At 69.8% G+C, this 23,772-nt stretch carries 21 protein-coding genes; 14 read left to right on the forward strand and 7 right to left on the reverse strand.

Annotated elements, in window-relative coordinates; all coding sequences use genetic code 11:
• Positions 1 to 320 precede the first annotated feature (320 nt).
• Together BMY74_RS09210 and BMY74_RS09215 are read left to right on the forward strand one after the other, a co-directional pair.
• Positions 321 to 734: a DUF485 domain-containing protein gene (locus BMY74_RS09210; RefSeq protein WP_089912839.1), complete on the forward strand. Its 414-nt coding sequence runs from the start codon at positions 321 to 323 to the stop codon at positions 732 to 734.
• Positions 731 to 2,308, forward strand: a complete 1,578-nt coding sequence (locus tag BMY74_RS09215; protein WP_089912842.1) for a solute symporter family protein — start codon at positions 731 to 733, stop codon at positions 2,306 to 2,308. The genes BMY74_RS09210 and BMY74_RS09215 overlap by 4 nt, the downstream gene beginning before the upstream one ends.
• On the opposite strand, the gene BMY74_RS09220 is transcribed toward BMY74_RS09215, so the two are convergent.
• Entirely contained in the window at positions 2,294 to 3,079 is a 786-nt protein-coding gene (locus BMY74_RS09220; RefSeq protein WP_089912845.1) for an alpha/beta fold hydrolase, read from the reverse strand. The genes BMY74_RS09215 and BMY74_RS09220 overlap by 15 nt on opposite strands.
• Positions 3,080 to 3,147: 68 nt before the next feature.
• Between BMY74_RS09220 and BMY74_RS09225 the strand changes: the two genes are divergently transcribed.
• Complete coding sequence (locus tag BMY74_RS09225; RefSeq protein WP_089912849.1) at positions 3,148 to 4,443, forward strand: aminotransferase-like domain-containing protein; 1,296 nt, start codon at positions 3,148 to 3,150, stop codon at positions 4,441 to 4,443.
• On the opposite strand, the gene BMY74_RS09230 is transcribed toward BMY74_RS09225, so the two are convergent.
• Together BMY74_RS09230 and BMY74_RS09235 are read right to left on the reverse strand one after the other, a co-directional pair.
• Entirely contained in the window at positions 4,432 to 5,280 is an 849-nt protein-coding gene (locus tag BMY74_RS09230) for an ATP-grasp domain-containing protein (RefSeq protein WP_089912852.1), read from the reverse strand. The two genes, BMY74_RS09225 and BMY74_RS09230, sit on opposite strands and share 12 nt — an antisense overlap.
• Positions 5,277 to 5,567: a hypothetical protein gene (locus tag BMY74_RS09235; RefSeq protein ID WP_245785996.1), complete on the reverse strand. Its 291-nt coding sequence runs from the start codon at positions 5,565 to 5,567 to the stop codon at positions 5,277 to 5,279. Before BMY74_RS09235 ends, BMY74_RS09230 begins: the two co-directional genes overlap by 4 nt.
• A 36-nt stretch (positions 5,568 to 5,603) precedes the next feature.
• Between BMY74_RS09235 and BMY74_RS09240 the strand changes: the two genes are divergently transcribed.
• Positions 5,604 to 7,190, forward strand: coding sequence for a DUF885 domain-containing protein (locus tag BMY74_RS09240; RefSeq protein ID WP_218159582.1), 1,587 nt, complete (start codon positions 5,604 to 5,606; stop codon positions 7,188 to 7,190).
• A gap of 42 nt (positions 7,191 to 7,232) precedes the next feature.
• Here the strand turns inward: BMY74_RS09240 and BMY74_RS09245 are convergent, their stop codons facing one another.
• Complete coding sequence (locus BMY74_RS09245; RefSeq protein ID WP_089912858.1) at positions 7,233 to 8,021, reverse strand: glycoside hydrolase family protein; 789 nt, start codon at positions 8,019 to 8,021, stop codon at positions 7,233 to 7,235.
• Between the two features lie 214 nt (positions 8,022 to 8,235).
• Here BMY74_RS09245 and BMY74_RS09250 point away from each other — a divergent pair, with 214 nt between their 5' ends.
• Positions 8,236 to 9,177, forward strand: a complete 942-nt coding sequence (locus tag BMY74_RS09250) for a quinone oxidoreductase family protein (RefSeq protein ID WP_089912861.1) — start codon at positions 8,236 to 8,238, stop codon at positions 9,175 to 9,177.
• A gap of 59 nt (positions 9,178 to 9,236) precedes the next feature.
• On the opposite strand, the gene BMY74_RS09255 is transcribed toward BMY74_RS09250, so the two are convergent.
• A complete protein-coding gene (locus BMY74_RS09255; protein ID WP_089912864.1) occupies positions 9,237 to 9,767 on the reverse strand; it encodes an FKBP-type peptidyl-prolyl cis-trans isomerase in 531 nt (176 codons plus the stop codon).
• Positions 9,768 to 10,143: 376 nt separating this feature from the next.
• On the opposite strand from BMY74_RS09255, the gene BMY74_RS09260 reads away from it, so the two are divergent.
• Genes BMY74_RS09260 through BMY74_RS09270 form a run of 3 tightly spaced genes read left to right on the forward strand, consistent with a single transcriptional unit; the run spans position 10,144 to position 12,503 of the window.
• Positions 10,144 to 11,148, forward strand: coding sequence for a hypothetical protein (locus BMY74_RS09260; RefSeq protein ID WP_089912867.1), 1,005 nt, complete (start codon positions 10,144 to 10,146; stop codon positions 11,146 to 11,148).
• Positions 11,149 to 11,154: 6 nt separating this feature from the next.
• Positions 11,155 to 11,802: a hypothetical protein gene (locus tag BMY74_RS09265; protein ID WP_089912870.1), complete on the forward strand. Its 648-nt coding sequence runs from the start codon at positions 11,155 to 11,157 to the stop codon at positions 11,800 to 11,802.
• Between the two features lie 47 nt (positions 11,803 to 11,849).
• Entirely contained in the window at positions 11,850 to 12,503 is a 654-nt protein-coding gene (locus BMY74_RS09270; RefSeq protein WP_177229654.1) for an HD domain-containing protein, read from the forward strand.
• 18 nt (positions 12,504 to 12,521) lie between these two features.
• On the opposite strand, the gene BMY74_RS09275 is transcribed toward BMY74_RS09270, so the two are convergent.
• Together BMY74_RS09275 and BMY74_RS09280 are read right to left on the reverse strand one after the other, a co-directional pair.
• Positions 12,522 to 14,435: a hypothetical protein gene (locus tag BMY74_RS09275; protein ID WP_089912871.1), complete on the reverse strand. Its 1,914-nt coding sequence runs from the start codon at positions 14,433 to 14,435 to the stop codon at positions 12,522 to 12,524.
• 22 nt (positions 14,436 to 14,457) lie between these two features.
• Entirely contained in the window at positions 14,458 to 15,381 is a 924-nt protein-coding gene (locus BMY74_RS09280) for a heme o synthase (protein WP_089912875.1), read from the reverse strand.
• A gap of 253 nt (positions 15,382 to 15,634) precedes the next feature.
• Here BMY74_RS09280 and tkt point away from each other — a divergent pair, with 253 nt between their 5' ends.
• The 6 genes from tkt to pgl are packed head-to-tail and all read left to right on the forward strand — an operon-like array spanning position 15,635 to position 23,758.
• Positions 15,635 to 17,725: a transketolase gene (tkt, locus tag BMY74_RS09285; RefSeq protein WP_089912878.1), complete on the forward strand. Its 2,091-nt coding sequence runs from the start codon at positions 15,635 to 15,637 to the stop codon at positions 17,723 to 17,725.
• Positions 17,722 to 18,834: a transaldolase gene (tal, locus tag BMY74_RS09290; RefSeq protein WP_089912881.1), complete on the forward strand. Its 1,113-nt coding sequence runs from the start codon at positions 17,722 to 17,724 to the stop codon at positions 18,832 to 18,834. The genes tkt and tal overlap by 4 nt, the downstream gene beginning before the upstream one ends.
• 25 nt (positions 18,835 to 18,859) lie before the next feature.
• Positions 18,860 to 20,446 carry a glucose-6-phosphate isomerase gene (locus BMY74_RS09295; protein WP_245785997.1) on the forward strand — a complete coding sequence of 529 codons (1,587 nt, stop codon included), beginning with the start codon at positions 18,860 to 18,862 and terminating at the stop codon, positions 20,444 to 20,446.
• A 50-nt stretch (positions 20,447 to 20,496) separates the two neighbouring features.
• Positions 20,497 to 21,984: a glucose-6-phosphate dehydrogenase gene (gene zwf / locus BMY74_RS09300; protein ID WP_143091544.1), complete on the forward strand. Its 1,488-nt coding sequence runs from the start codon at positions 20,497 to 20,499 to the stop codon at positions 21,982 to 21,984.
• Entirely contained in the window at positions 21,981 to 23,000 is a 1,020-nt protein-coding gene (opcA, locus tag BMY74_RS09305) for a glucose-6-phosphate dehydrogenase assembly protein OpcA (protein WP_089912891.1), read from the forward strand. Before zwf ends, opcA begins: the two co-directional genes overlap by 4 nt.
• Positions 22,997 to 23,758 carry a 6-phosphogluconolactonase gene (pgl, locus tag BMY74_RS09310; protein ID WP_089912893.1) on the forward strand — a complete coding sequence of 254 codons (762 nt, stop codon included), beginning with the start codon at positions 22,997 to 22,999 and terminating at the stop codon, positions 23,756 to 23,758. The genes opcA and pgl overlap by 4 nt, the downstream gene beginning before the upstream one ends.
• The last annotated feature ends 14 nt before the right edge of the window (positions 23,759 to 23,772 follow it).

Below are 23,772 nucleotides of genomic sequence, written 5' to 3' on the forward strand. Positions count from 1 at the left end.
GGCGCGCTCGAAGTGCCCCACTATCGGCTACCTCCTGGCCTGGCGAATCCCCGCGAGTCGATGTCCCCGCAGCTCGATATCTCCATCAGCCGTATCGGGTGTGAGCGGATAGTAGGCCAGAGAGCGTGACGCGACAACGACCTCGGGCGTGCACGATCGATCACCCAGGGTGACGAGCGACCTTTTGGGGTGGTCCTGCAGGTTCAGGGGATTGACTCGCCGCCACGCGTGGTTACGCTTGCGCCTCCCACCCCCGGACCGGACGCGCCGAGCGCGCGGAGCCTCGCCGGGCAACTCCCCGTAACGAATGCGAGCGGTTGATGACGAAGGCGCTGCCCTCCGTGTCACGCCCGGCCACCCCCGGTTTCGCGACCTTTGAAGAAGAGCCCCGTCACGCTTTGCTCATAGACGGTGACGGTGAGCCTGATTACGGCGCCATCCAGACGAGCGAGGATTTCCTCGACCTGAAGCGACGGGTGAAGCGTTTTATTCTCCCGGCAACACTGGTGTTCCTCACTTGGTACATCACCTTCGTTCTGCTTTCCGCTTACGCCGCCGACTTCATGAGCACTCCGCTGTTCGGAACGGTGAACGTCGGCTTGACGATGGGATTCCTCCAGATCGTCACCACCATCATCATCACAATGGCGTATGCGCGTTACTCCAAGCGGAAGCTCGACCCGCAGGTCGACAAGGTGCGCGCACTCGCGGAAACCGACGAGGAGCTCGCGTGACCGGGGCGAACACCGCGATCAACCTGTCCGTCTTCGGCGTCTTCGTGCTGCTGACGTTGTACGTCGTGTACCGGGCATCCACGCGGAACGTCAGCGCGTCGGATTACTACGCGGCGGGCAGCAGTTTCACGGGCACGCAGAACGGCATCGCACTCTCGGGTGACTTCCTGTCCGCGGCGTCGTTCCTGGGCATCTCCGGCGCGATCGCCGTGAACGGCTACGACGGCTTCATGTACTCGATCGGGTGGGTCGTCGCCTGGCTGATCGGCCTGATGCTGATCTCGGAACGGCTGCGCAACACCGGCCGCTTCACCATGGGCGACGTGATGGCGTTCCGCATGCGCCAACGCCCCGTCCGCGCGGCCGCGGCCAACTCGACCCTCGTGATCTCGTTGTTCTACATGATCGCGCAGATGGCGGGCGCCGGCGGCCTCATGGCGCTGCTGCTGGACGTGCACAGCAAGGTCGGCCAGGCCATCATCATCGCGGTCGTCGGCATCGTCATGGTGCTGTACGTGCTGGTCGGCGGCATGAAGGGCACCACGTGGGTGCAGATCATCAAGGCCGTGCTGCTGATCCTGTCCGTGTCGCTGCTGACGATCTTCCTGATCGGCAAGTTCGGCTTCGACTTCTCCTCGATGCTCGACCGCGCGACGCAGCGCTCCCCTCTCGGCGAGGCCGTGCTGTCGCCGGGCGTGAAGTACGGCGCCACGGACCTGTCGAAAATCGACTTCATCTCGCTGGCGCTGGCGTTGGTGCTCGGTACCGCCTCACTGCCCCACGTGCTGATGCGCTTCTACACGGTGCCGAATGCCCGTGAAGCGCGTAAGTCCGTCGTCTGGGCCACGTGGATGATGGCGATCTTCTACTCGTGCACCCTCGTCATCGGCTTCGGCGCGATGGCGCTGGTCGGCACGGACAAGATCACCAGCGCCCCCGGCGGCGAGAACTCGGCCGCACCACTGCTCGCGTTCCAGGTCGGCGGCACCGTGCTGCTGGGCATCGTGTGCGCCGTGGCGTTCGCCACGATCCTCGCCGTCGTCGCCGGTCTGACCCTCACGGCCTCGGCCTCGTTCGCGCACGACGTCTACGCCAACGTGATCAAGCACGGCGAGGCCGACCCGCGCGACGAGGTGCGCGTCGCCCGCATCACCGCGATCTGCGTGGGTGTGCTCGCGATCGTCGGCGGCATCGCGGCGAACGGCCAGAACATCGCCTTCCTGGTCGCACTAGCCTTCGCCCTCGCCGCCTCCGCGAACCTGCCGACGCTGCTGTACTCGTTGTTCTGGAAGCGTTTCAACACCCGCGGCACCCTGTGGAGCATCTACGGCGGCCTCACGTCGTGCGTGCTGCTCATCGTCTTCTCCCCCGCCATCTCGGGCTCGAAGTCGTCGGTGTTCCCGGACGCCGACTTCGCGTTCTTCCCGCTGTCGAACCCCGGCATCGTGTCGATCCCGCTGTCGTTCCTGGCCGGGTTCCTCGGCACGGTGCTGGGCGGGGAGAAGGCGGACGCCGAGAAGCAGGCGGAGATGGAGGTGCGCGGGTTGACCGGCATCGGGTCAGGTCTGCGCTAGCAAGTCCTCCACTGCCCTGTTGAACACCTCGGGGCGTTCGAGGTTCGGCATGTGCGCGGCGCCCTCCACCACGACCAGCGTCGAACCCGGAACCCGCTCGTGCATGTACTCGGCATCGCCGACGGGCGTGTACTCGTCGTCGCTGCCGACGATCACCAGCGTGGGCACGGTGATCGTCGCCAGGGTCTCGGTGTAGTCGGGGCGTTCGGCGCGGCCCCGCAACGCCGCCGCCGCGCCTTCCGGTGGTGCGTTGTGCATGAGCTGCGAGACGAACTCGGCGACGACCGGGTTGTGCGGCGCCACCATCTTCCACCGCACCTCGATGGCGTAGCCGGCCATGCCCTCGCGCAGCAGGCGCTCGGCCATGTCGTTGCGGGCGCGGCGGCCTTCCTCGGTCTCGGCCTGGGCGAACGTGTCGGCGAGGACGAGGCCGCGCAGGCGTTCTGGGAACGTGCGCGCGCACTCCAGCACGATCTGGCCGCCCATGGAGAGGCCGCCGAGCACGAACCGCTCGACGCCGAGGTGGTCGAGCAGGGCCGCGAGGTCGGACGCGAACGTGGAGAGCGGTGTGGTGCCGGAGACCACGGTGGTCTCGCCGTAGCCGCGGAGGTCCGCGGCGATCACGCGCCACCCCGCGCGGCTGAAGTGCTCGACCTGCGGGCGCCACATCGTGCGGTCGAACGGGTGGCCGTGCACCAGCACCAGCACGTCGTCGCCGGCGCCTTCGTCGTCGTAGCCGATGGTGATGCCGTTGACGGTCGCGGTGGTCATGATCCGACCGTAACCAGCGGTTCTGCTCGGTACAATCAGAACATTGCTCTCGGTGCAATGGGGGTGCCGTGGAGGACTACCGGCGGATCGCCGACGCCGTCGCCGCCGACATCGCGGCCGGGCGGTTGCGGCCCGGTGATCGGCTGCCGCCGCAGCGCGCGTTCGCCCGGCGGCGGCGCATCGCCTCGTCGACCGCGGCTAGGGTGTACGGCGAACTGGCTCGGCGCGGGCTGGTCGTCGGCGAGGTCGGGCGTGGGACGTTCGTGCGGGCGGTGGCGGGGGAACCCGCGCTGGCCGATCCCGGTGGCGCGCCCGTCGACCTGCAGCTGAACTTCCCGGTGCTGCCCGAGCAGGCCGCGCTGCTGTCGGCGAGCCTCGCCGCGGTGCTGCGCCCGGACGTGCTGGCGGAGGCGTTGCGGGCGGGCGGGGCGACGGGCACCGCCGCGGCCCGGACGGCTGCGGCGGACCTGTTGGCACGCACCGGGTGGCGGCCCTCGCCGGAGCGCATCCTGGTCACCGGCAACGGGAAGCAGTCGCTGGCGGCGACGATCGCGGCGCTCGTCCCGGTGGGCGGGCGGCTCGGTGTGGAGGCGTTGACGTATCCGGTGGTGCGCACGATCTGCGCGCGGCTCGGGGTCGCGGTGGTGCCGCTGGAGATGGACGAGCACGGTGTCGTGCCGGACTCCCTGCGCGCGGCGGCGGTGCGGGCGGTCTACCTCCAGCCCGTGCTGCACAACCCGCTCGGCGTCACGATGCCCGCGCACCGGCGCGCGGAAGTCGTCGCGGTGCTGGAAGAACTCGACGTCCCGCTGATCGAGGACGCCGTGTACACGTTCCTGAGCGACGATCCCCCGCTGGCCGCGCTCGCCCCGGACCGCACCGTGCTGGTCGACAGCCTGTCCAAGCGGGTCGCGCCGGGGCTCACGCTCGGTTTCGTCGTGCCGCCGGCCCACCTCTTCGACGAGGTCGCCGCAGCCGTGCGGGCCGGCGGGTGGACGGCGTCGCGGTTCGCCGTCGAGGTGGCGGCGCACCTCATCGCGGACGGCACGGCGGCTGCCGTCCAGCAGGCCAAGCGCGCGGATGCGATGGCACGCCAGCGGCTCGTCGCCGAGAAGCTCGACGTGCGCGCGGACCCGCGCTCGTACCACTGCTGGTGGGAACTGCCGCCGCCGTGGCGGGCCGACACGTTCACCGCCGCGGCGGCACGGGAGGGGATCGCCGTCACGCCGGCGGCGGCGTTCGCGGTCGGTGCGGCCCCCAACGCCGTGCGGCTCGCGTTGGCCTCGCCGCCGGTGGACCGGCTGGGTGCGGCGCTGGACGTGCTGGCGCGCATCGCCCGCGGAACGCCGGACCTAGGCTCGTGAAGCAGCCTGCTGGATCGCCTTGCTGAAGCGGGACGCGGCCTCGTCGGTCGTCAGCCTGAAGCCCAGCGACGGCTCGGTCAGCTCCAGTTCGAGCAGCAGCGGTTCGCCATCGGCACCGGTGACGACGTCCACGCGGGCGTAGAGGAAGTCGCTGCGCCGCAACGACAGCAGCGCGGCGGCCGCGTCGAGGACCTGCTCCGCGAGCGCCACCTGCCGCTCGGACGGTTCGATGCTGCCCAGCCGTTCCTCGACGTAGAGGCCGGACTCCGCCTCGGCGAGGCCCTGCGCCAGCATCGGTCCTTTGTGGAACGAGTGGGAGTACTCGCCGGCGAAGAACACCAGCGCCGTCTCGCCGTGGGCGTCCACACTGGACTGGTAGGGCTGCACCAGCGCCTTCACGCCCAAGGACTCCAGGTGCGCGCGGGCTTCGGCGTGGTCGGTGAACCGGCCCGCGCCGCGTGATCCGGCACCGACCGCGGGCTTCACCACGAACTCGCCGTCCGGGAAGACGGGCTCCTCGCCCGGCCGCACGACGGTGGTGGGCACGACCGGGACGCCGCGGGCGGCGAGTTCGGCCATGTAGGACTTGTCGATGTTCCAGCGCACCACCGGCAGCGGGTTCGCGAGCGCCGGGACGGCGGCGCACCACGTCAGGAACTCGTCCAGGTGGTCCGGGTAGTCCCAGGTCGTGCGCAGGACGACGAGGTCGGCCTCCACCGGCGTGCCCCAGGGCTGCCACGCCACGTCGACGCCGTCTCGTACCAGGGCGGCCACGAGTGCTTCCTCGTCGCCGTCGCCGGAGGGCAGGCGGTCGCACGAGGCGAGCACCACCCTCATGACTGCATCTTGGCCATCTTGCGCCGGTGACCAGGGCCGATCTTGGTGGCGGCGGTCGTCTCGCGGTCCCACTCGGCCTGCTCGACGTTGTCGGCGGCCTCGACGGCGTTGGTGGCGGACTCGACGTCCTTCGCCATCACGTCGCCCATGGCGCCGTCCGCGCCGACCAGCACGATCCGCGCGCCGGCCCGGCCGATCGGCTCGACCACGGCCCTGACCGCCGTGTCCGGCTTGCCGTGGGCCTTCACGAACTCGGCGATGCGCTTCTGAATGGTTTGATCAGACACCCCCACACTCTAAAACCAGCGGGTAACTTCAGCCGGGTGACCACCGACACGCTGACGACGTTCCTCTCGTGGTACTTCGACCACCACCCCGCGCACGCCGCGGGGGTCGGCTCGCTCGAGCACTACTCGACCTTCGGGGACTTCTCCGCCGCGGCCCACGAGCAGCGGTCCAGGGAGAAGGAGGGCTGGCTCGCGCGACTGGAGGCGTTGCCGAGGTCGGTGGACCGCGACCTCGCCGTGTCGGTGCTGCGCGGAGCGTCGGCGATGGAGGCGTGGCCCGGTTGGCGGCGCGACCCGCACGAGTACTCCGGGATGATCTTCTTCGGCCTGCTCGGGCCGTTCCTGCACCGGCTGCTGCCGGAGGAGGACCTCGTCGCGTCGACCGTCGCGAAGCTGCGCGAGGTGCCGTCGGTCCTCGCGGCCGCCGAGGCGAACCTCGACCCGTCCCTGGCGTCGTCCCTGGTCGTGCTGCGCACGCTCGGGCAGGTGCGGACCGGGCGCTCGTTCCTGCTGGAGCAGCTGCCGCTGCAGGTGTCGACGCCCGAACGGCGCGCGACGCTCGTCGAGGCGGCCGGCCCCGCGGCGGACGCGTTCGACCGGCACGCGGTGTTCCTCGAGGACTTGGCGCTGCGGGCGTCCGGCGACTGGCGGATGGGCGAGAAGCTCTACTCAACCCTGTTGCAGGACAAGGAGTTGCTCGGTTACGGCGCCCCGGAGCTGCACCAGCGCGGGCAGGACGCCTACGCCTCGCTCGAGGCCGAGCTCGTCGAACTGGCGGGTTCTTCGGACTGGCGTTCGGTGATGAGCTCGTTGCAGGACGACCACCCGCCGACGATGGAGGCGATGCGCGCCGAGTACGAGGCGGAGACCTCCCGGGCGCGCGCCGCGTTGATCGAGCACTCACTCGTCACGATGCCCGAGGGCGAGGACTGCCAGGTCGTGCCGTCGCCTCCGTTCCAGCGCGCGCTCATGGCGGTGGCGAGCTACCTGGGACCGCCGCCGCTGACGCCGAAGCGGACCGGCTACTTCTTCGTGCCGTTCACCCCGGACGGCGCGGACGACGAGCAGGTCACGCAACGCCTGCGCACCAACGCGCGGTCGCAGCTGCCGACGATCTCGGTGCACGAGGCCTACCCCGGCCACCACTGGCACTCGGCGTGGCTGGCGGCGCAGGGCGACGCGCACCCGTTGCGCAAGGTGTTCCGCACGTCCTACTTCTCCGAGGGCTGGGCGCTGTACTCGGAGAAGCTGTTGCGGTCAGTCGGTTACTACACGACTCGCGGCGCGCTGATGGGCCACGTCGAGGCGCGGCTGTTCCGGGCGGCGCGGATGATCGTCGACACGTCGTTGCACTGCGGCGACATGACCCCGGCGGAGGCCGAGGAGTTCATGGTGGCGCGCACGGCCCTGACGCCGGGCACCGCCACGGGCGAGGTGAAGCGGTACTGCGCGTGGCCGACGCAGGCGCCGTCGTACCTGACCGGGGCGTTGGAGATCGACCTGATCCGCGACGACTACCTGGCGGCGGGACTGGGCTCGTTGCGCGACTTCCACGACAGGATCGCGGGGTCCGGCGCGCTGCCGCTGGGGCTGGCGCGCCGGGTCGCGCTGGGCGAGGACTAGTGGGAGCTGGGGAAGCCGCCTTCGGCTTCCCCAGCTCTCGCGCTAAGCGGCCCTGTAGGCGTTGCCCGCCGCCGTCAACGCCGTACCCGTCGAAAGTCCCGTCGGGCTGGTCTTCGTGGACAGCGTGAACCACGAGTAGCGCTCCACGAAGGACAGTCCGTCGAGCATCCTGGTGGACGCCGTGATGAACGCCGTCTGCTGTTGCTGGCTCGGGTAGACGGCGCGGCCGGAACGCCAGTCGATCAACGCGTACTCGGTGAGCCAGATGGGCTTCTTGTAGCGGTTGTGGACGTTGCGCAGGTACGACTCCAGGTGTCCGGTGGCGGCGGAGGAGAAGTCCTGGCCGTACCAGTGGATCGGGATGAAGTCGACGCGCAGGTTGCGGGCCTTGGCGCCGGCCATGAACCGGTCGAGCCAGCCACCCGCGACGTCACCGCCGAACGCGACGCCGGGCGCACCGAGCCTGAGGCCCGTGTTCTGCAGGCGTGGCCACAGGTCGAGGGCGCGTTCGACGGTCATGTTCGCCTGGCCCGCCATGTCCGGTTCGTTGAAGCCGAGCAGCTGGCGGCCGTTGGCCTTGGCCGCGTTCAGGTCGGCGTCGGTGACGTTGCCCGCGCCCCAGATCATGGGCACGAACTCGGCACTGCTCTGGATGCCCCGGCGATCCGAGGCCCACGTGTAGTACCAGCGGGAGTCGAGTGCGGTCATGGCGGCACCGGCGGGGCCGGGGTCGTCGGCCGCGTTCACACCCTTCTTGGCGGAGGCGGCGTGCGATGGAAGCGCTCCCATGAGGAGCAGACATGCGATCAGCAGCAGGGTTGTTTTTCGCATGGACCGGTCTTACCAGTGACGTGTGGCCCGTGTCGCTACGGGAACTCCGCCGAACGTGCCGGGCGGAAGCGGCCAGGCGCGCGGGCGGAACCGGCGGGGCGCGGTGAGCGGGACCGGCCGGGCGCGCCCATGCTGGAGGCCATCCCATTCCCCGGAAGCGGGAACATAGCGGTCGCAGCCCCGGTTGACGGGGTGAGTCGATCTAGGAGGACAGATGCCCAAGGCAGTGGTGGTGCGTGCGACCGGTGGCCCGGAGGTGCTGGAGCACACCGACGTGCCGTCGCCCGTGCCCGGTGACGGCGAACTGCTGGTGAAGGTGGCGGCGGCGGGCGTCAACTACATCGACACCTACCAGCGCAGCGGCCTGTACCCGATCCCACTGCCGTTCACGCTCGGTCTGGAGGGCGCGGGCGAGGTCGTCGTCAGCAACTCCCCCGAGTTCGCCGTCGGCGACAAGGTCGCGTGGATGTCCGTGCTCGGCAGTTACGCGAACGAGGCCGTCGTGCCGGCGGCCGCCGCGGTGAAGGTGCCGGACGACCTGGACGTCGAACTGGCCGCCGCCGCACTGCTGCAGGGCATCACCGCGCACTACCTCGTCCACTCGACGTACGTCGTGAAGGAGGGCGACCGGGTGCTGGTGCACGCGGCGGCCGGTGGTGTCGGGTTGCTGCTGACGCAGTGGGCGAAGGCCAAGGGCGCCACGGTCGTGGCGACCGTGTCGACGGACGAGAAGGAGGCGCTGGCCCGCGAGGCCGGTGCCGACGAGGTGCTGCGGTACGGCGACTTCGCCTCGCAGATCGAGAAGGTCGACGTCGTGTACGACGGCGTCGGCGCGGACACGTTCGACCAGTCGCTCGCGTCGCTCAAGCCGCGCGGGACGCTGGCGCTGTTCGGCGCCTCGTCCGGGCCGGTGCCGCCGGTCGACCCGCAGCGGCTCAACTCGGCCGGTGCGGTGTTCCTGACGCGTCCGGCGACCGGCTGGTACACGCTCACCCGCGAGGAGTTCGAGGGGCGGGCGAACGACCTGTTCGCGGCGATCGCGTCCGGGGAGCTGAACATCCGGATCGGTGGCCGGTACAAGCTGGAGGAGGCGGCTCAGGCGCACACCGACCTGCAGTCGCGGAAGACGACCGGCAAGCTGCTGCTCCTGCCGTGAGCGCGTGAGAAAGGCCCCCGACCGTTTCGCGCGGTCGGGGGCCTTCGAATTCCTGGGGGTCAGGCGGCGGGAGAGACCTTCACGCCGTCGATGACGAAGACGAGCGTCTCGTTCGCCTTGATGCCCTGACCGCCCTTGCCGTACCCCTTCTCCGGCGGCACGATCAGCAGACGGCGGCCCTTCTCCTTGAGCCCGACGATGCCCTCGTTCCAGCCGTCGATGACCGGTGCCTGGCCGACGTTCTCGACGTCGAACGGCTCACCGCGCTCGAAGGAGCTGTCGAGCACCTTCTTGTCGGAGAACGTGGTCAGCTGGTAGTTGACCGTGGCCGTCGTGCCGGCCTTCACCTCGGCACCGGTGCCCGTCACCAGGTCCTTGACGACGAGCTCGCCGGTGGGCTTGCAGTTCGGGATCTCGACCTTGGGTGCCGCGCCGAAGTCGCCGGAGACCTTGAAGTCGTCGGCCTTGCAGGGGGTGGTGGGGGCGGCGGTCGACGACCCGCCCGCCGAGGGCTGGGCCGAGCCCGCGCAGCCGGTGAGGCCGGTGGCCGCCGCGAGCGCGACAGAAGCGATGAGCAGGACGTTACGCATGGTGGGTGAGCGTATTCGGACGCGTGTGAGCGGCGTGTAGCAGGCCGCGCGCGAGGCCGGTCGCCTCTTCGGCCTCGCGGACCAGCGCGGTGACCGGCCGAGCGGGCTAAGAAGCGCGACAGGGGTGCGTTCGGGTGGGTGGGTCACCCTCATCCGACTCGCGCAGGAGCGGCGGCGACAGGGCGTCACCGAAGCGCACGAGTGCGGACCGGCGACTGCGCTCAAGGGCGGTTATTCCGGTCCTGAATGTCGCACGAATAGCAGCTTCCTTATCTTTAGACCGACGCGTACAGTAACTCCGCGCACTTGATCGGACACCGAGAGCATTCGTCCGTTCGGGTAGCGACCAATCTGGTGATCCAGGAGGTGGAGACACGTGTCCGCGGAGGCCGGAGGCATCCGCAGCAACCTGATCCAGGAGTTGTTCTGGACTCGGACCGGGTTGCTCCTCCTCATACTCGTCGTGACGTCGGGTGCGTCGCTGGCCATTTCCAGTCAAATGGATTCCGGTACAGCTAGAAACCTGCTGACCGCACTGGGTACGGGCACGCTCATTTCGGCGGTGGTGAGCTTCACGCAGACGCTGATCACGTCGAAAGCGGCGCAGAAGGCGTTGCTCGAACCGGTCATCGAGGAGAGCCGCAAGGCGCTCAAAGAGCTGACCGAACAGTATCGGGCGCTCGACCGCGAGTTCTTCCCCAGCCACGTGTTCGAGCCGACGGCCAAGCCGGACCCCGAGTTCAACCAGCTGATGATGCAGGACCTCGAACGGACGCGGTTGTACTGCTTCCGCGGGTTCGCCGGGCGCTACGCGGCGGGAAGAGTGCTGCTCAGCCAGACGGAGTGCGAGCTCAGGGCCGTGCTGGCCGACCCGCGCGACGACAACGCGATCAGCGGCCGGGCGCGGTACCTGCTGCGCAACGAGGGCGCGGACGGCGACTACGACGAGATCCAGGAACGGCTCAAGGAACAGATCCGCATAGGACTCGTCGGGCTCTTCGCCGCCCGCAGCCGGTGCACGCGGATCGACGTCACCATCGTTTCGGATCCCCCGCTCGACCGCCTTGAGTTGTTCGACGACTCGGCGTGGCTCACGCTCTACAGCAACACGGCGGGAGTGCTCAGGCCGTATCCGCGCACGCTCCGGTTCACCGAGAGTTCCTTCCTTTACGCGATGGAACGCGCGGAGTTCCTGCGCATCAGCAATTCCAAGGCCGGCTACCACTTCGCCATCACGCCGGGGACCACCCGCGACGACTTCGCGGCGTTGTTCGAGAAGATCACCGGCGAGGCACTCACCAAAGACGGCTTCACGGAACTCGAAGGCAAGTTCCACGCATTCCGTCGTGAATTCTCCGCATCCGCTCAGTTGAGGAGCTGATCGATCTTGCTAGCCGAGTTCACCGGGTTGTCCGCGCTCGAGGAGCTCGCCGCCCGGGTGAAGCGCGCCGAATTCCCCGTGGTCGACCACTGGGCCGATGTGGGCACGTGGTTCACCGACTGGGCGGCCCGGCCCGAGCTGCGCGCAGAGTTACGCGCGTACATCGACGGCCTCACGCCCCAGCAAGCGACCTGGGTGATCGCGCACTCGCGTGAGACGACGACGCACTACGCGTGGTGCCTCAGAGACGAGGTCGACGAGCCGTTCACGTTCTGGCTGCACGAGTACAAACCGCTGGCCGACTGGCGCGCCGGTTACGCGGACTCGGTGCACAACCACCGCTACCACTTCTGCACCACCATCCTGAGCGGCGCCTACCTGCACGAACGCTTCGACGCCCGGCTCGGCGTCGGCGGCCGCTCGATCGTCGGCACGGAACTCACGAACCGCACCCAGTGCACCGAGGGCACCACCGGCATGTTGCTCGCGCACGAGTTCCACCGCATCCCGCGCGCGGCGGACGGGACCATGACGTTCCTGGTCAAGTCCCGTGCCGTGACCCCGTGGAGCCTCAGCTACGACCCGGACACCGGCATCAGCCACCGGCACGTGCCCGTCGAGGACAGGCTGGAGGAACTGACGAACCACCTTTAAAGCCCTCGCGACACGCCTACCATCAGCCCACCTGGTCGGGAGGGCTGATGATGCGTACGCGCACGAGGATTCCGAGGTCTGTCATCGCGGACGTGGAGCACCGCGTGAAGCGGCTGTGCGAGGACCTGGCCGCCAAGCTGCAGTTCCACGGCTGGCACCACGTCAGCTTCGTCCGCGACAAGTCCGTGCACTTCGCCGAACGCAACGGCGCCGCACGCGACGTCGTGGAGGTCGCCGCGCTGGTGCACGACCTGAACTACATGGTCCGCCGCAACTCGCTGCCGACGGACGGCGCGGCACTGCGCCGCAAGACCCTCTTCGTCGCCGGCGTCCCGCTGGGCGACATCGAATGGATCGAGAGCATCGTCGTCGAGGCGGAGATGCGCACCCGCTCGCGCGACATCTCGCTGGAGGCGCAGGCGCTGTCCGACGCGGACACGCTGTTCAAGGCGCTGCCGGTGACGCCGGTCGTCCTCGCGCACAAGTACCTGCAGGAGAACGGCATCACCCTGCGCGAGCTCGCGCACAAGATCGTGGGCGAGCAGGTGGGCAAGGCCGACGAGGGCTACTACTTCTACGACGCGGAGGCCGCCGCGACCTACACGAAGTGGGCCGAGGCGAACCTCGTGCTGTGGAAGTGCATCGTCGAGTCCCTCGACGACCCGTGCGTCGAGGACCTGCTGACCAAGGTGGTGTCCTGAGCACCTACCTGGTCGAGGTCACCTGAGACGCAGGTCGGCGCCCGCGTGCAGGGCGTAGGCGAGGCCGAGGACGTTGCCGCGGCCGAGCATCTCCCAGCGCGTGCGCCGCAGCGCCTCTCCCGCCGGCATGCCCCCGGCGAGCCTGGCGAGCAGCATGCCGCTCACCCAGCCCGCCATGCCCTGGTCGACGGGCACCTCCGGGCAGACCACCCCCGCGGCGCCCGCGCCGTTGACGAACGCGTCCACGAGGTGTGCGGCGGGCGACGTCGTCACGACCAGCGGGCGGTGGGGCCAGCCCTCGACCTCCACGGGTGCCAGGACGCCTTCGCCGTAGACGAGGTGCAGGACGTCCGCGCGTTCCTCCGCCAGCGCGCCCGCCAGGTCCGGCGGGCCGACGTAGGCGGACGAGAACAGGTGCGGCGGCAGGAACGACATCAGCTCGGCCACGTGCCTCTGCGTGAGCGCCCTGTCCAGGCCGGGGTCGACCGCCACGGCCACCTGCACCTGGCGGTCGGCCGGGGCCACCTGCCACGCGAGCGGGCCCGCCGGTTGTTCCAGCACGCGTGCGAGGCCCCAGAAACCGAAGGGGCACAGCACGTTCCCGCTGTGGTCCGGTTCCGGGCAGACCGGCGGCACCTCTCCCCCGGCACCGAACGGGCCGAACCGGGAGACCGACGCGCAGAGCCGGTACGGGCCCTCGGTGAACGGCAGCTCGTAGACGTGCGCCCACGGCACGCGCGTCGCGCCCACCACCGCGATCCCGCCGCCGCGCCGGGCCGTCGTGCCGTCCGGGAAGAGCTGCGCGTGCAGCGCGGCACCGCGCACCGCGAACGCGGCCAGGTCCTCGCAGAACGCCGGGAAACCCTTGCCGTACCAGGGGTCCAGCCCGGTCACGGGAGGCAGGCCGCCGCCCTCGGGAAGGCCCGTCCACCGCGGGTCGCCGTCCGCGCAGACCAGTGCCCGTTCGCCCAGCACCAGGACCGAGGCCGCCCGCGAGGACAGCGGACCGAGGTCGGCGAACGTCCGGGAGAGCCGCGTCCTGGGCAGCACCCGCGCCTCACCGCCCCCGACCGGCAGCACGACCTGCTGCACGTGCACCGGCACGGCACCGCGGTAGACGACCAGCTCACCGGACCACGGCACGGCGGCGTAGGGCGTCGTCACCGGGAAGCTCACCCACGGTGCGGCGCCGTCGGCGGGCAGCACGAACGACTCCGACCGCACCTCGCGTCCGTTCATCGCGAGCACGGTCCGCAGCTCGAGGTCGCACGGCAGCACGGGACCGGGCCCGACGCGCACCCACACCTCGTACTCGCCACCGGGACGCAGCGCCCCGGCGATGCCCTCGGTCGCCCCAGGGTGCGCGACCACGACCGACACGGTCCGGTCCACCACCGCGGGCGGAGGGGCGGGCAGGGCGGTGTACGTCATCATCCGGCGGCGTTCCAGTTCGCGGAACTGCCAGACGGCGTCCTCGACTCGCGCCTCACCCGGTCCGCGCGGCACGGCGAGCACGGTGTGCGGTGAGCTCCAGCCGACCAGCACCGACGCGGTGTCCAGGCCGGACACCCAGGTGTGGATGGCGGTGAAGAGCACGACCGGCCGGCCGAGGCCGCGCAGCGAGGCGACCACCGGCGCCGTGTCCCAGGAGCGCGTGTCGTGCAACGCCACCACGTCGCCGGGCACGTCCGCGAGCGACGGCAGCGCCGAGGCCGACGGGAAGTGCCGGAGGTCCAGCACGGCGCACTTCAGCACCCGCACCTGCGTCGGCACCGAGGACGTCCCGGCCGCTCCGACCGGCAGACCGGCGCCGACCTGTGCCCAGCCGCCGGGATCCGTGATCACGATCAGCGAGCGGCCTGGCGTCAGGGCCGCGACGAAGTCCAGTGGCGAGCCTTCACCACCGGTGACGGTGAACTCAACGGGCGCCACAGCCGTACGCCTGGAGGTGCAGCTAGAACGGCCAGCCAAGCACCGGCAACCCGACCACGGCGTCCACGGCGAGACCGCAGAACACGAGCATCAGGTAGAGGTTCGACATGTGGAAGAACTTCATGGTGTTCGTGGAGCCGCCGCGGCGCACGACGTTGTGCAACTTGTGCGCGAAGACGGCGAACCACACGCCGGACAGCGCGGCGATCGCCACGTAGATCCACGAGGTGACCGGGGCCAGGGCGAGCGTGCAGACGACGGTGATCCAGCTGTAGATCACGATCTGCCGCGTCACCTGCTGAGCTGTGGCCACCACGGGCAGCATCGGCACGCCTGCTCGGGCGTAGTCCTCCTTGAACTTCATCGCGAGGGCCCACGTGTGCGGCGGGGTCCAGAAGAAGATCACACCGAACATGACCAGAGCGGGCCACTCGACGGTGCCCGTCACCGCGCTCCAGCCGATGATCACCGGCATGCAGCCCGCCATGCCGCCCCAGATGATGTTCTGCGACGTGCGGCGCTTGAGGACCAGCGTGTAGACGAAGATGTAGAAGAGGATGGTCGCCACCGCGAACGCGGCCGACATCAGGTTGACGAAGATCCACAGGAACGCGAACGAGAAGACGCCGAGCACGATGCCGAAGATCAGGGCGTTGCGCGGCGGGATGGCGTTGTGCGCGAGCGGCCGGGCCGCCGTCCGCTTCATGACCGAGTCGATGTCGGCGTCCACGAAGCAGTTGAGGGCGTTTGCCGACCCCGCGGCGAGGGTACCGCCGGTGAGAGTGCACGCGATCAGCCAGAGAGGCGGCAGGCCGTGCTGCGCGAGGAGCATCGCGGGGATCGTCGTGATCAGCAGGAGCTCGATGACCCGAGGCTTGGTGAGTGCCACATAGGCGCCAACAACCTGGCGAGGCGTCCGGTTGGGAGCCTCGAGGACGGCACTCATCGCGTGAACGCTCCTCGTGTTGCAAGTGGTGGGAAATCCAGCGACTGATGGTAACCGCGCGAAGAATTCACAGCCCGTTCGGGTGCTGGTGTGCCCCGCCACACATGTGCCTGGGAGCTTTGGGAGCACCTTCCGAATCTTCCAGGACTAGGCTGGCCGGAGGACGTGGGAGAGATGCGGGTGAGGCTCTTCGGGATCGATTCCGAAGACGCTTCGCACCCGCCCTAGCGACAAAGTTTGGAGCTGTAAGTCCGTGACCGTCACCGACGACATCAGCCGGCTCACCAAGGCCGATCTGCCCGACGACTGGACCGAGCTCGACAAGCGCGCCGTCGACACCGCGCGCGTGCTCGCGGCGGACGCCGTGCAGAACGTCGGCAACGGGCATCCCGGCACGGCGATGAGCCTCGCCCCGCTCGCGTACACGCTGTTCCAGCGCGTGCTGCGGCACGACCCGGCGGACCCGGACTGGATCGGCCGCGACCGGTTCGTGCTCTCCGCGGGCCACTCCAGCCTGACGCTGTACATCCAGCTGTTCCTGTCGGGCTACGGCCTCGAGGTCGACGACCTCAAGACGCTGCGCAAGTGGGGCTCGAAGACCCCCGGCCACCCCGAGCACGGCCACACGAAGGGCGTCGAGATCACGACCGGCCCGCTGGGCTCCGGTCTCGCCTCCGCCGTCGGCATGGCCATGGCCGCCCGCCGCGAGCGCGGCCTGTTCGACCCGTCGGCCGCGCCGGGCGAGAGCCCGTTCGACCACCACATCTACGTGATCGCCTCCGACGGTGACATCGAGGAGGGCGTCACCTCCGAGGCCTCGTCGCTCGCGGGCACGCAGCAGCTGGGCAACCTGGTCGTCTTCTACGACGACAACAAGATCTCCATCGAGGACGACACGACGATCGCGCTGTCCGAGGACACCGCGGCGCGCTACGAGGCCTACGGCTGGCACGTCCAGGTCGTCGAGTCCGGCGAGAACGTCAAGGGCATCCTCGAGGCCGTCGAGAAGGCCAAGGCCGTCACCGACAAGCCGTCGTTCATCCTGCTGCGCACCATCATCGGCTTCCCCGCGCCGAACAAGCAGAACACCGGCGCCGCGCACGGTGCCGCGCTGGGCGTCGACGAGGTCAAGGCCACCAAGGAGATCCTCGGCTTCGACCCCGAGCAGACGTTCGAGGTCGCCGACGAGGTCCTGGCGCACGCCCGCGAGGTCGTCAAGCGCGGCGAGCACGCCAAGGCCGAGTGGCAGAAGTCGTTCGACGCGTGGGCCTCGGCCAACGCCGAGAACAAGGCGCTGCTGGACCGCCTGGTCGCGCGCGAGCTGCCGCAGGGCTGGGACGCCGACCTCCCCGTCTACGAGGTGGGCGGCAAGGAGGTCCCGACCCGCAAGGCCTCGGGTGAGGTCATCAACGCCCTGGCGAAGCACCTGCCGGAGCTGTGGGGCGGTTCGGCCGACCTGGCCGAGTCGAACCTGACCACCATCAAGGGCGCCAAGTCGTTCGGTCCGGCGGAGATCTCCACGGGCATGTGGAGCGCCGACCCGTACGGCCGCGTGCTGCACTTCGGTGTCCGCGAGAACGCCATGGGCATGATCCTCAACGGCATCGCGCTGCACGGCCCGACCCGTCCGTTCGGTGGCACGTTCCTCGTGTTCTCCGACTACATGCGTCCCGCCGTGCGCCTGGCCGCGATCATGCAGGCGGCCGTCACGTACGTGTGGACGCACGACTCCATCGGTCTCGGTGAGGACGGCCCGACGCACCAGCCGATCGAGCACCTCGCCGCCCTGCGCGCGATCCCGGACTTCGCCGTGGTCCGCCCCGGTGACGCCAACGAGACCGCGTTCGCGTGGAAGGCCGTCATCGAGCAGCTCGGCCCGGTGGGCCTCGCGCTCTCCCGCCAGAACCTGCCGATCCTGGAGGGCACGAACGCCGAGGGCGTCAAGCGCGGTGGCTACGTGCTCTTCGGTGACGACAACCCCGAGGTTGTGATCATCGGCACGGGCTCCGAGCTGCAGATGGCGGCCGAGGCCGGAAAGGTTCTGCAGGGCGAGGGCGTTGCAGTGCGTGTGGTGTCGATGCCTTCCCTCGACTGGTTCGAGAAGCAGGACGCGGAGTACCGCGAGTCGGTCATCCCGTCCTCGGTGAAGGCGCGCGTCGCGGTCGAGGCCGGTATCGCGCAGCCGTGGTACCGCCACGTCGGCGACGCCGGCGAGATCGTGTCGATCGAGCACTTCGGTGCCTCGGCCGACTACCAGGTCCTGTTCAAGGAGTTCGGCTTCACGACGGAGAACGTCGTCGCCGCCGCCCGCCGTTCCCTTGACAACGTGAGGGGTAAGAAGTGAGCAAGCCGAATCTCGACGCCCTGTCCGGCGCCGGAGTCTCCATCTGGCTCGACGACCTGTCCCGTGAACGGCTCACCAGCGGCAACCTGGACGAGCTGATCCGCGACTGGAACGTCGTCGGCGTGACGACGAACCCGACGATCTTCGCGGGCGCCCTGTCGAAGGGCGAGTCCTACGACGAGCAGGTGCGCGAGCTGTCGGCCCGCGGTGCCGACGTCGAGGCGACCATCCGCGAGGTCACGACGACGGACGTGCGCAACGCGTGCGACAAGTTCCGCGACATCTACAACTCCACCAACGGCGTGGACGGCCGCGTCTCCATCGAGGTCGACCCGCGCCTCGCGTTCGAGACGGACAAGACCGTCGCCGAGGCGCAGGACCTGTGGAAGACCGTGGACCGGCCGAACCTGCTGGTGAAGATCCCGGCCACCGAGGCGGGCATCCCGGCCATCACGAAGGTGATCGGCGAGGGCATCTCCGTCAACGTGACGCTGATCTTCTCGGTCGAGCGCTACGAGAAGGTCATGGAGGCCTACGTCGCGGGCCTCGAGCAGGCCAAGGCGAACGGCCACGACCTGCGTTCGATCCACTCGGTCGCGTCGTTCTTCGTGTCCCGCGTGGACACCGAGGTCGACAAGCGCCTCGACAAGATCGGCACCGACGAGGCGACCGCGCTCAAGGGCAAGGCCGCTCTCGCCAACGCGTGGATCGCCTACGGAGCGTTCGAGAAGACGTTCCAGGGTGAGCGCTGGGAGGCCCTCAAGGCGGACGGCGCCAACGCGCAGCGCCCGCTGTGGGCCTCGACCGGCGTGAAGGACCCGAGCTACTCCCCCACGCTCTACGTCGACCAGCTCGTCGTGGACGGCGTCGTGAACACGATGCCGGAGAAGACGCTGCAGGCCGTCGCCGAGGCGGGCAAGATCACGGGTGACACGGTCACCGGTCGTGCCGCAGAGGGCCAGGAAGTGTTCGACAAGCTCGCCGCCGTGGGAATCGACCTCCAGGACGTGTTCGTCGCGCTGGAGACCGAGGGCGTCGAGAAGTTCGAGAAGTCCTGGGAAGAGTTGCTCGAGACGGTGAAGAACCAACTGGCTCAACTGAAGGGCTGATCACGAAGTGACCTCCGTCGAAATCGTGAGGTCACCGAACGCCGACCAGGTCAGCACGATCGCTGCTGACCTGGTCGCGGATTCGGTGCCGAGCAAGCTGACCGCGCAGGACCCGACCCTGTGGGGGCCGGAAGCCGAGTCCGAGGCGAGCATCCGCCTCTCGTGGACGACGTTGCACGAGACGTCCCGAGCACTGCTCCCGGATCTCGTGGCACTGCGCTCCGAACTGCACGCCGAGGGCGTCGACCGCGTCGTCCTCGCTGGAATGGGTGGCTCGTCGCTGGCCCCCGAGGTGATCACGCGGACCGCGGGCGTGCCGCTGGTCGTGCTGGACACCACCGATCCCGCCCAGGTGGCCGACGCTCTCGCCGGTGACCTCGAGCGCACGGTGATCGTGGTGTCGTCCAAGTCCGGTGGGACCGTCGAGACCGACAGCCACCGCCGGATCTTCGAGAAGGCCTTCACCGACGCGGGCATCGACGCCGCGTCGCGCATCGTGGTCGTCACCGACCCCGGCTCGCCGCTGCAGAAGGCGTCCGAGGAGGCGGGCTACCGCAAGGTGTTCCTGGCCGACCCGAACGTCGGCGGCCGCTACTCGGCGCTGACGGCGTTCGGCCTGGTGCCGTCCTACCTCGCCGGCGCGAACGTCGAGGAGCTGCTCGACGACGCGGCCGAGGTCGCGAAGCTGGTGTCGCAGGACTCCCCCGAGAACCCCGCCGTGGTGCTGGCGGCGATCTTCGGCGCCGCGCACGCGCACGGTGCCGAGAAGATCGTCTTCGCCGACACCGGCTCGGGCATCAAGGGCTTCGGCGACTGGGCCGAGCAGCTCATCGCCGAGTCGACGGGCAAGAACGGCACCGGCCTGCTGCCGGTCGTCGTCGAGGGCCCCGGCGCTCCCGGCTTCGTGGACGCGCGCTCGGACGCCACGACCGTCGCGATCGGACCGGCCACCGGTTCCGCGAACGTCGCGGTCGAGGGCAAGCTCGGCGCGCAGTTCCTGCTGTGGGAGTACGCCACCGCGCTCGTCGGCCGGGTGCTCGGGATCAACCCGTTCGACCAGCCCGACGTCGAGGCCGCGAAGAAGGCCGCTCGAGCGCTGCTCGACGCGCCGATCGCCTCGGCCACGCAACCGTCCTTCGTGGACGGTCCGGTGCAGGGCCACGGCACGGACTGGGCGCCGCGCGAGGTGCACACCGTCGCCGAGGCGCTGGCGGCGATCGTCGAAGTGGCGCCCGAGCACGGCTACATCTCGGTTCAGGCGTACCTGGACAGGATCGACGACGCGTCGTTCGAGCTGCTCCGCGCGGAGATCGCGAAGAAGACGCACCTGCAGACCACGTTCGGCTGGGGTCCGCGCTTCCTGCACTCGACCGGCCAGTACCACAAGGGCGGTCACCAGAACGGCGTGTTCATCCAGATCACCGGCGAGTCCGGCGACGACCTGGAGGTGCCCGGCCGTCCCTACACGCTGGCGCAGCTGCAGCTCGCGCAGGCGCTCGGCGACGGTCAGGTGCTGGCCGAACACGGTCGCCCGGTGCTGCGCCTCCACCTGGAGGACCGCATCGCCGGACTGGCCCAGCTCGTCGAGGCAGTCCAGGAGGACGGCTCGTGACCACTTCCGCCCAGTGGAACAACCCGCTGCGGGACGCGCGCGACAAGCGCATGCCCCGCATCGCGGGCCCGAGCGCGCTGGTCATCTTCGGTGTCACCGGTGACCTCTCGCGCAAGAAGCTCATGCCGGCGATCTACGACCTCGCGAACCGGGGTCTGCTGCCGCCGGGTTTCGGTCTCGTCGGGTTCGCCCGGCGTGACTGGGCCGACCAGGACTTCATGAAGGTCGTGCACGACGCCGTCAAGGAGCACGCGCGCACGCCGTTCAACGAGGCCGTGTGGGCGCAGCTCGCCGAAGGCATCCGGTTCGTGCAGGGCACCTTCGACGACGACCAGGCGTTCGACAACCTGGCCTCGTGCCTCGCCGCCCTCGACTCCGAGCGCGGCACGGGCGGCAACCACGCGTTCTACCTGTCGATCCCGCCGGGCGCGTTCCCGACGGTGGTCAACCAGCTCAAGCGCGCGGGCCTGGCGCAGGCGCAGGGCGACCAGTGGCGCCGCGTCGTCATCGAGAAGCCCTTCGGCCACGACCTGAAGTCCGCCAAGGAGCTCAACCGCACGGTCAACGAGGTCTTCCCCGAGGAGTCGGTGTTCCGCATCGACCACTACCTCGGCAAGGAGACCGTGCAGAACATCCTGGCGCTGCGGTTCGCGAACCAGCTGTACGAACCCATCTGGAACTCGAACTACGTCGACCACGTGCAGATCACCATGGCCGAGGACATCGGTCTCGGTGGCCGCGCCGGCTACTACGACGGCATCGGCGCGACGCGCGACGTCATCCAGAACCACCTGCTGCAGCTGCTCGCGCTGATCGCGATGGAGGAGCCCGTCTCCTTCAAGCCGTCGGACCTGCGGGCGGAGAAGGTGAAGATCCTCTCGGCCACGCGTCCCGCGGAGCCGTTCGAGGAGACCACCGCGCGCGGTCAGTACACCGGTGGCTGGCAGGGCGGCCAGAAGGTCCCCGGTCTGCTCGAGGAGGGCGGTTTCTCGCCCGAGTCGAAGACCGAGACGTTCGGCGCGATCACCTGCGAGGTCAACACCCGCCGCTGGGCCGGGGTGCCGTTCTACCTGCGCACCGGCAAGCGCCTGGGCCGTCGCGTCACCGAGGTGGCCGTCGTGTTCAAGCGGGCGCCGCACCTGCCGTTCGACGACACCGCGACCGAGGAGCTCGGCCAGAACGCGCTCGTCGTGCGCGTGCAGCCGGACGAGGGCGTGACGATCCGGTTCGGGTCGAAGGTGCCGGGCAACACGATGGAGGTCCGCGACGTCACGATGGACTTCGGCTACGGCCACTCGTTCACCGAGTCGTCGCCGGAGGCCTACGAGCGGCTGCTGCTCGACGTGCTGCTCGGTGAGCCGTCGCTGTTCCCGAAGAACGACGAGGTCGAGCTCTCCTGGGAGATCCTCGACCCGGTGCTCGAGTTCTGGGCGCGCAAGGACGAGCCCGCTCTGGAGAAGTACAAGGCCGGTACGTGGGGGCCGCCGTCGGCGGACGCGATGACGGCTCGGACCGGAAGGCACTGGAGGCGTCCGTGATCATCGACCTGCCCTCGACCACCACCTCCCAGATCAACTCGCGGCTGGTCCGGCTGCGCGACGAAGGCGGTGCGACGACCCTCGGGCGCGTGCTGACCCTCGTGATCGTGACCGAGGACGGCCAGCGCACCGACGCCGCGATCGACGCGGCCAACGACGCCTCGCGCGAGCACCCGTGTCGCGTGATCGTCGTGGCCCGCGGTGCCCGTCAGGCGGCTCCCCGCCTGGACGCGCAGATCCGCGTCGGTGGTGACGCCGGAGCTTCGGAGGTCGTCGTCCTGCGCCTGTACGGCGAACTGGCCAAGGAAGGCGCCTCGTGCGTCATGCCGCTGCTGCTGCCGGACACCCCGGTCGTGGCGTGGTGGCCGTTCGACGCGCCGGTGTCGCCGTCGAAGGACCCGATCGGTCAGCTCGCGCAGCGCCGCATCACCGACGCCGCGGCCGAGAAGAACCCGATCAAGGCCCTGGAGACCCGGCGTGCGCACTACGCGCCGGGCGACACGGACCTGGCGTGGACACGGCTGACGTTGTGGCGCGCCATGCTCGCCTCCTCGCTGGACCTGCCCCCGTACGAGAAGGTCCAGGAGGCGGAGGTGACCGGTGAGTCCGACTCGCCGTCCACCGACCTGCTCGCCGCGTGGCTGTCGGACCGGCTGAAGGTGCCGGCGAAGCGCTTCAAGGCGACGTCGGGTGAAGGCATCGTGGAGGTGCGGCTCGTCCGCGCGTCCGGCGACGTCGACCTGCACCGCCCGGACGGCAAGGTCGGCACGCTGTCGCAGCCCGGCCAGCCCGAGCGGCGGGTGGCGCTGCAACGCCGTTCGGTGCGCGACTGCCTCGCCGAGGAGCTGCGCCGCCTCGACCCCGACGAGGTCTACGCGGCGGCGCTGAAGTCGCTGTCGAAGGTCTCCAAGGGCCGGGCGCACGCCCCGAAGGCCGACGAGCCGGCCGCGGAGGCACCGCAGAACGGTGAAGCCGCTCCGGTGGCGAAGAAGTCCAAGGCGAAGGCGAGTTCGTGAGCGATCCGCAAGTGGTGGTGCACCGCGACGGCGACCTGCTGGCCGCCGCCGCGGCGGCCCGTCTGGTCACCCGCATCGTCGACGCGCAGGCCGCTCGCGGCGTCGCGTCGGTCGTGCTGACCGGTGGCCGCACCGGCACCGCAGTCCTGGAGCACGTGAACCGCAGTGCCGCGCGGGACGCCGTGGACTGGTCGCGCGTCGACCTGTTCTGGGGCGACGAGCGCTTCCTGCCGTCGGGTCATCCCGACCGCAACGAGACGCAGGCCCGGGCCGCGCTGCTCGACCACGTGCCGCTGGACCCGTCGCGCGTGCACGTGATGGAGCCGTCGGACGGCGCGTTCGGCGACGACCCCGAGGCGGCCGCCGCGGCCTACGCCGAGGTGCTGGCCTCTCTCGCCGGCCCGGAGGGCGTTCCCGCGTTCGACGTCTGCATGCTGGGCGTCGGCGAGGAGGGGCACGTGGCGTCGGTGTTCCCGGATTCGCCTGCCGTGCACGAGAAGGAGCGCACGGTCGTGGCGGTGCGCGACTGCCCGAAGCCGCCTCCGACCCGTGTTTCGCTGACGTTGTCGTCGGTGCGGCACGCGCACGAGGTCTGGCTGATGACCACGGGCGAGGCCAAGGCCGGGGCAGTGGCCACCGCCCTGTCCGGAGCGGACGAGGTGGAGCTGCCCGCGGCCGGCGCTCTCGGCCGGCACCGGACGTTGTGGTTGCTGGACACGGCGGCATCGGCGAAGGTCCCGGCGTCGTTCAGGGCCTGAGTTCCCGTCGGCCC

The organism is Lentzea albida (genome assembly GCF_900111005.1).
Classification (GTDB): domain Bacteria; phylum Actinomycetota; class Actinomycetes; order Mycobacteriales; family Pseudonocardiaceae; genus Lentzea; species Lentzea albida.

Bases quoted from the DNA above. Each gene is read 5' to 3' on its own strand.
- BMY74_RS09210 (WP_089912839.1), top strand. From the start codon at position 321: ATGACGAAGGCGCTGCCCTCCGTGTCACGCCCGGCCACCCCCGGTTTC.
- BMY74_RS09220 (WP_089912845.1), bottom strand. From the start codon at position 3,079: ATGACCACCGCGACCGTCAACGGCATCACCATCGGCTACGACGACGAA.
- BMY74_RS09230 (WP_089912852.1), bottom strand. From the start codon at position 5,280: ATGAGGGTGGTGCTCGCCTCGTGCGACCGCCTGCCCTCCGGCGACGGC.
- BMY74_RS09245 (WP_089912858.1), bottom strand. From the start codon at position 8,021: ATGCGAAAAACAACCCTGCTGCTGATCGCATGTCTGCTCCTCATGGGA.
- BMY74_RS09250 (WP_089912861.1), top strand. From the start codon at position 8,236: ATGCCCAAGGCAGTGGTGGTGCGTGCGACCGGTGGCCCGGAGGTGCTG.
- BMY74_RS09255 (WP_089912864.1), bottom strand. From the start codon at position 9,767: ATGCGTAACGTCCTGCTCATCGCTTCTGTCGCGCTCGCGGCGGCCACC.
- BMY74_RS09270 (WP_177229654.1), top strand. From the start codon at position 11,850: ATGATGCGTACGCGCACGAGGATTCCGAGGTCTGTCATCGCGGACGTG.
- BMY74_RS09280 (WP_089912875.1), bottom strand. From the start codon at position 15,381: ATGAGTGCCGTCCTCGAGGCTCCCAACCGGACGCCTCGCCAGGTTGTT.
- zwf (WP_143091544.1), top strand. From the start codon at position 20,497: ATGCCCCGCATCGCGGGCCCGAGCGCGCTGGTCATCTTCGGTGTCACC.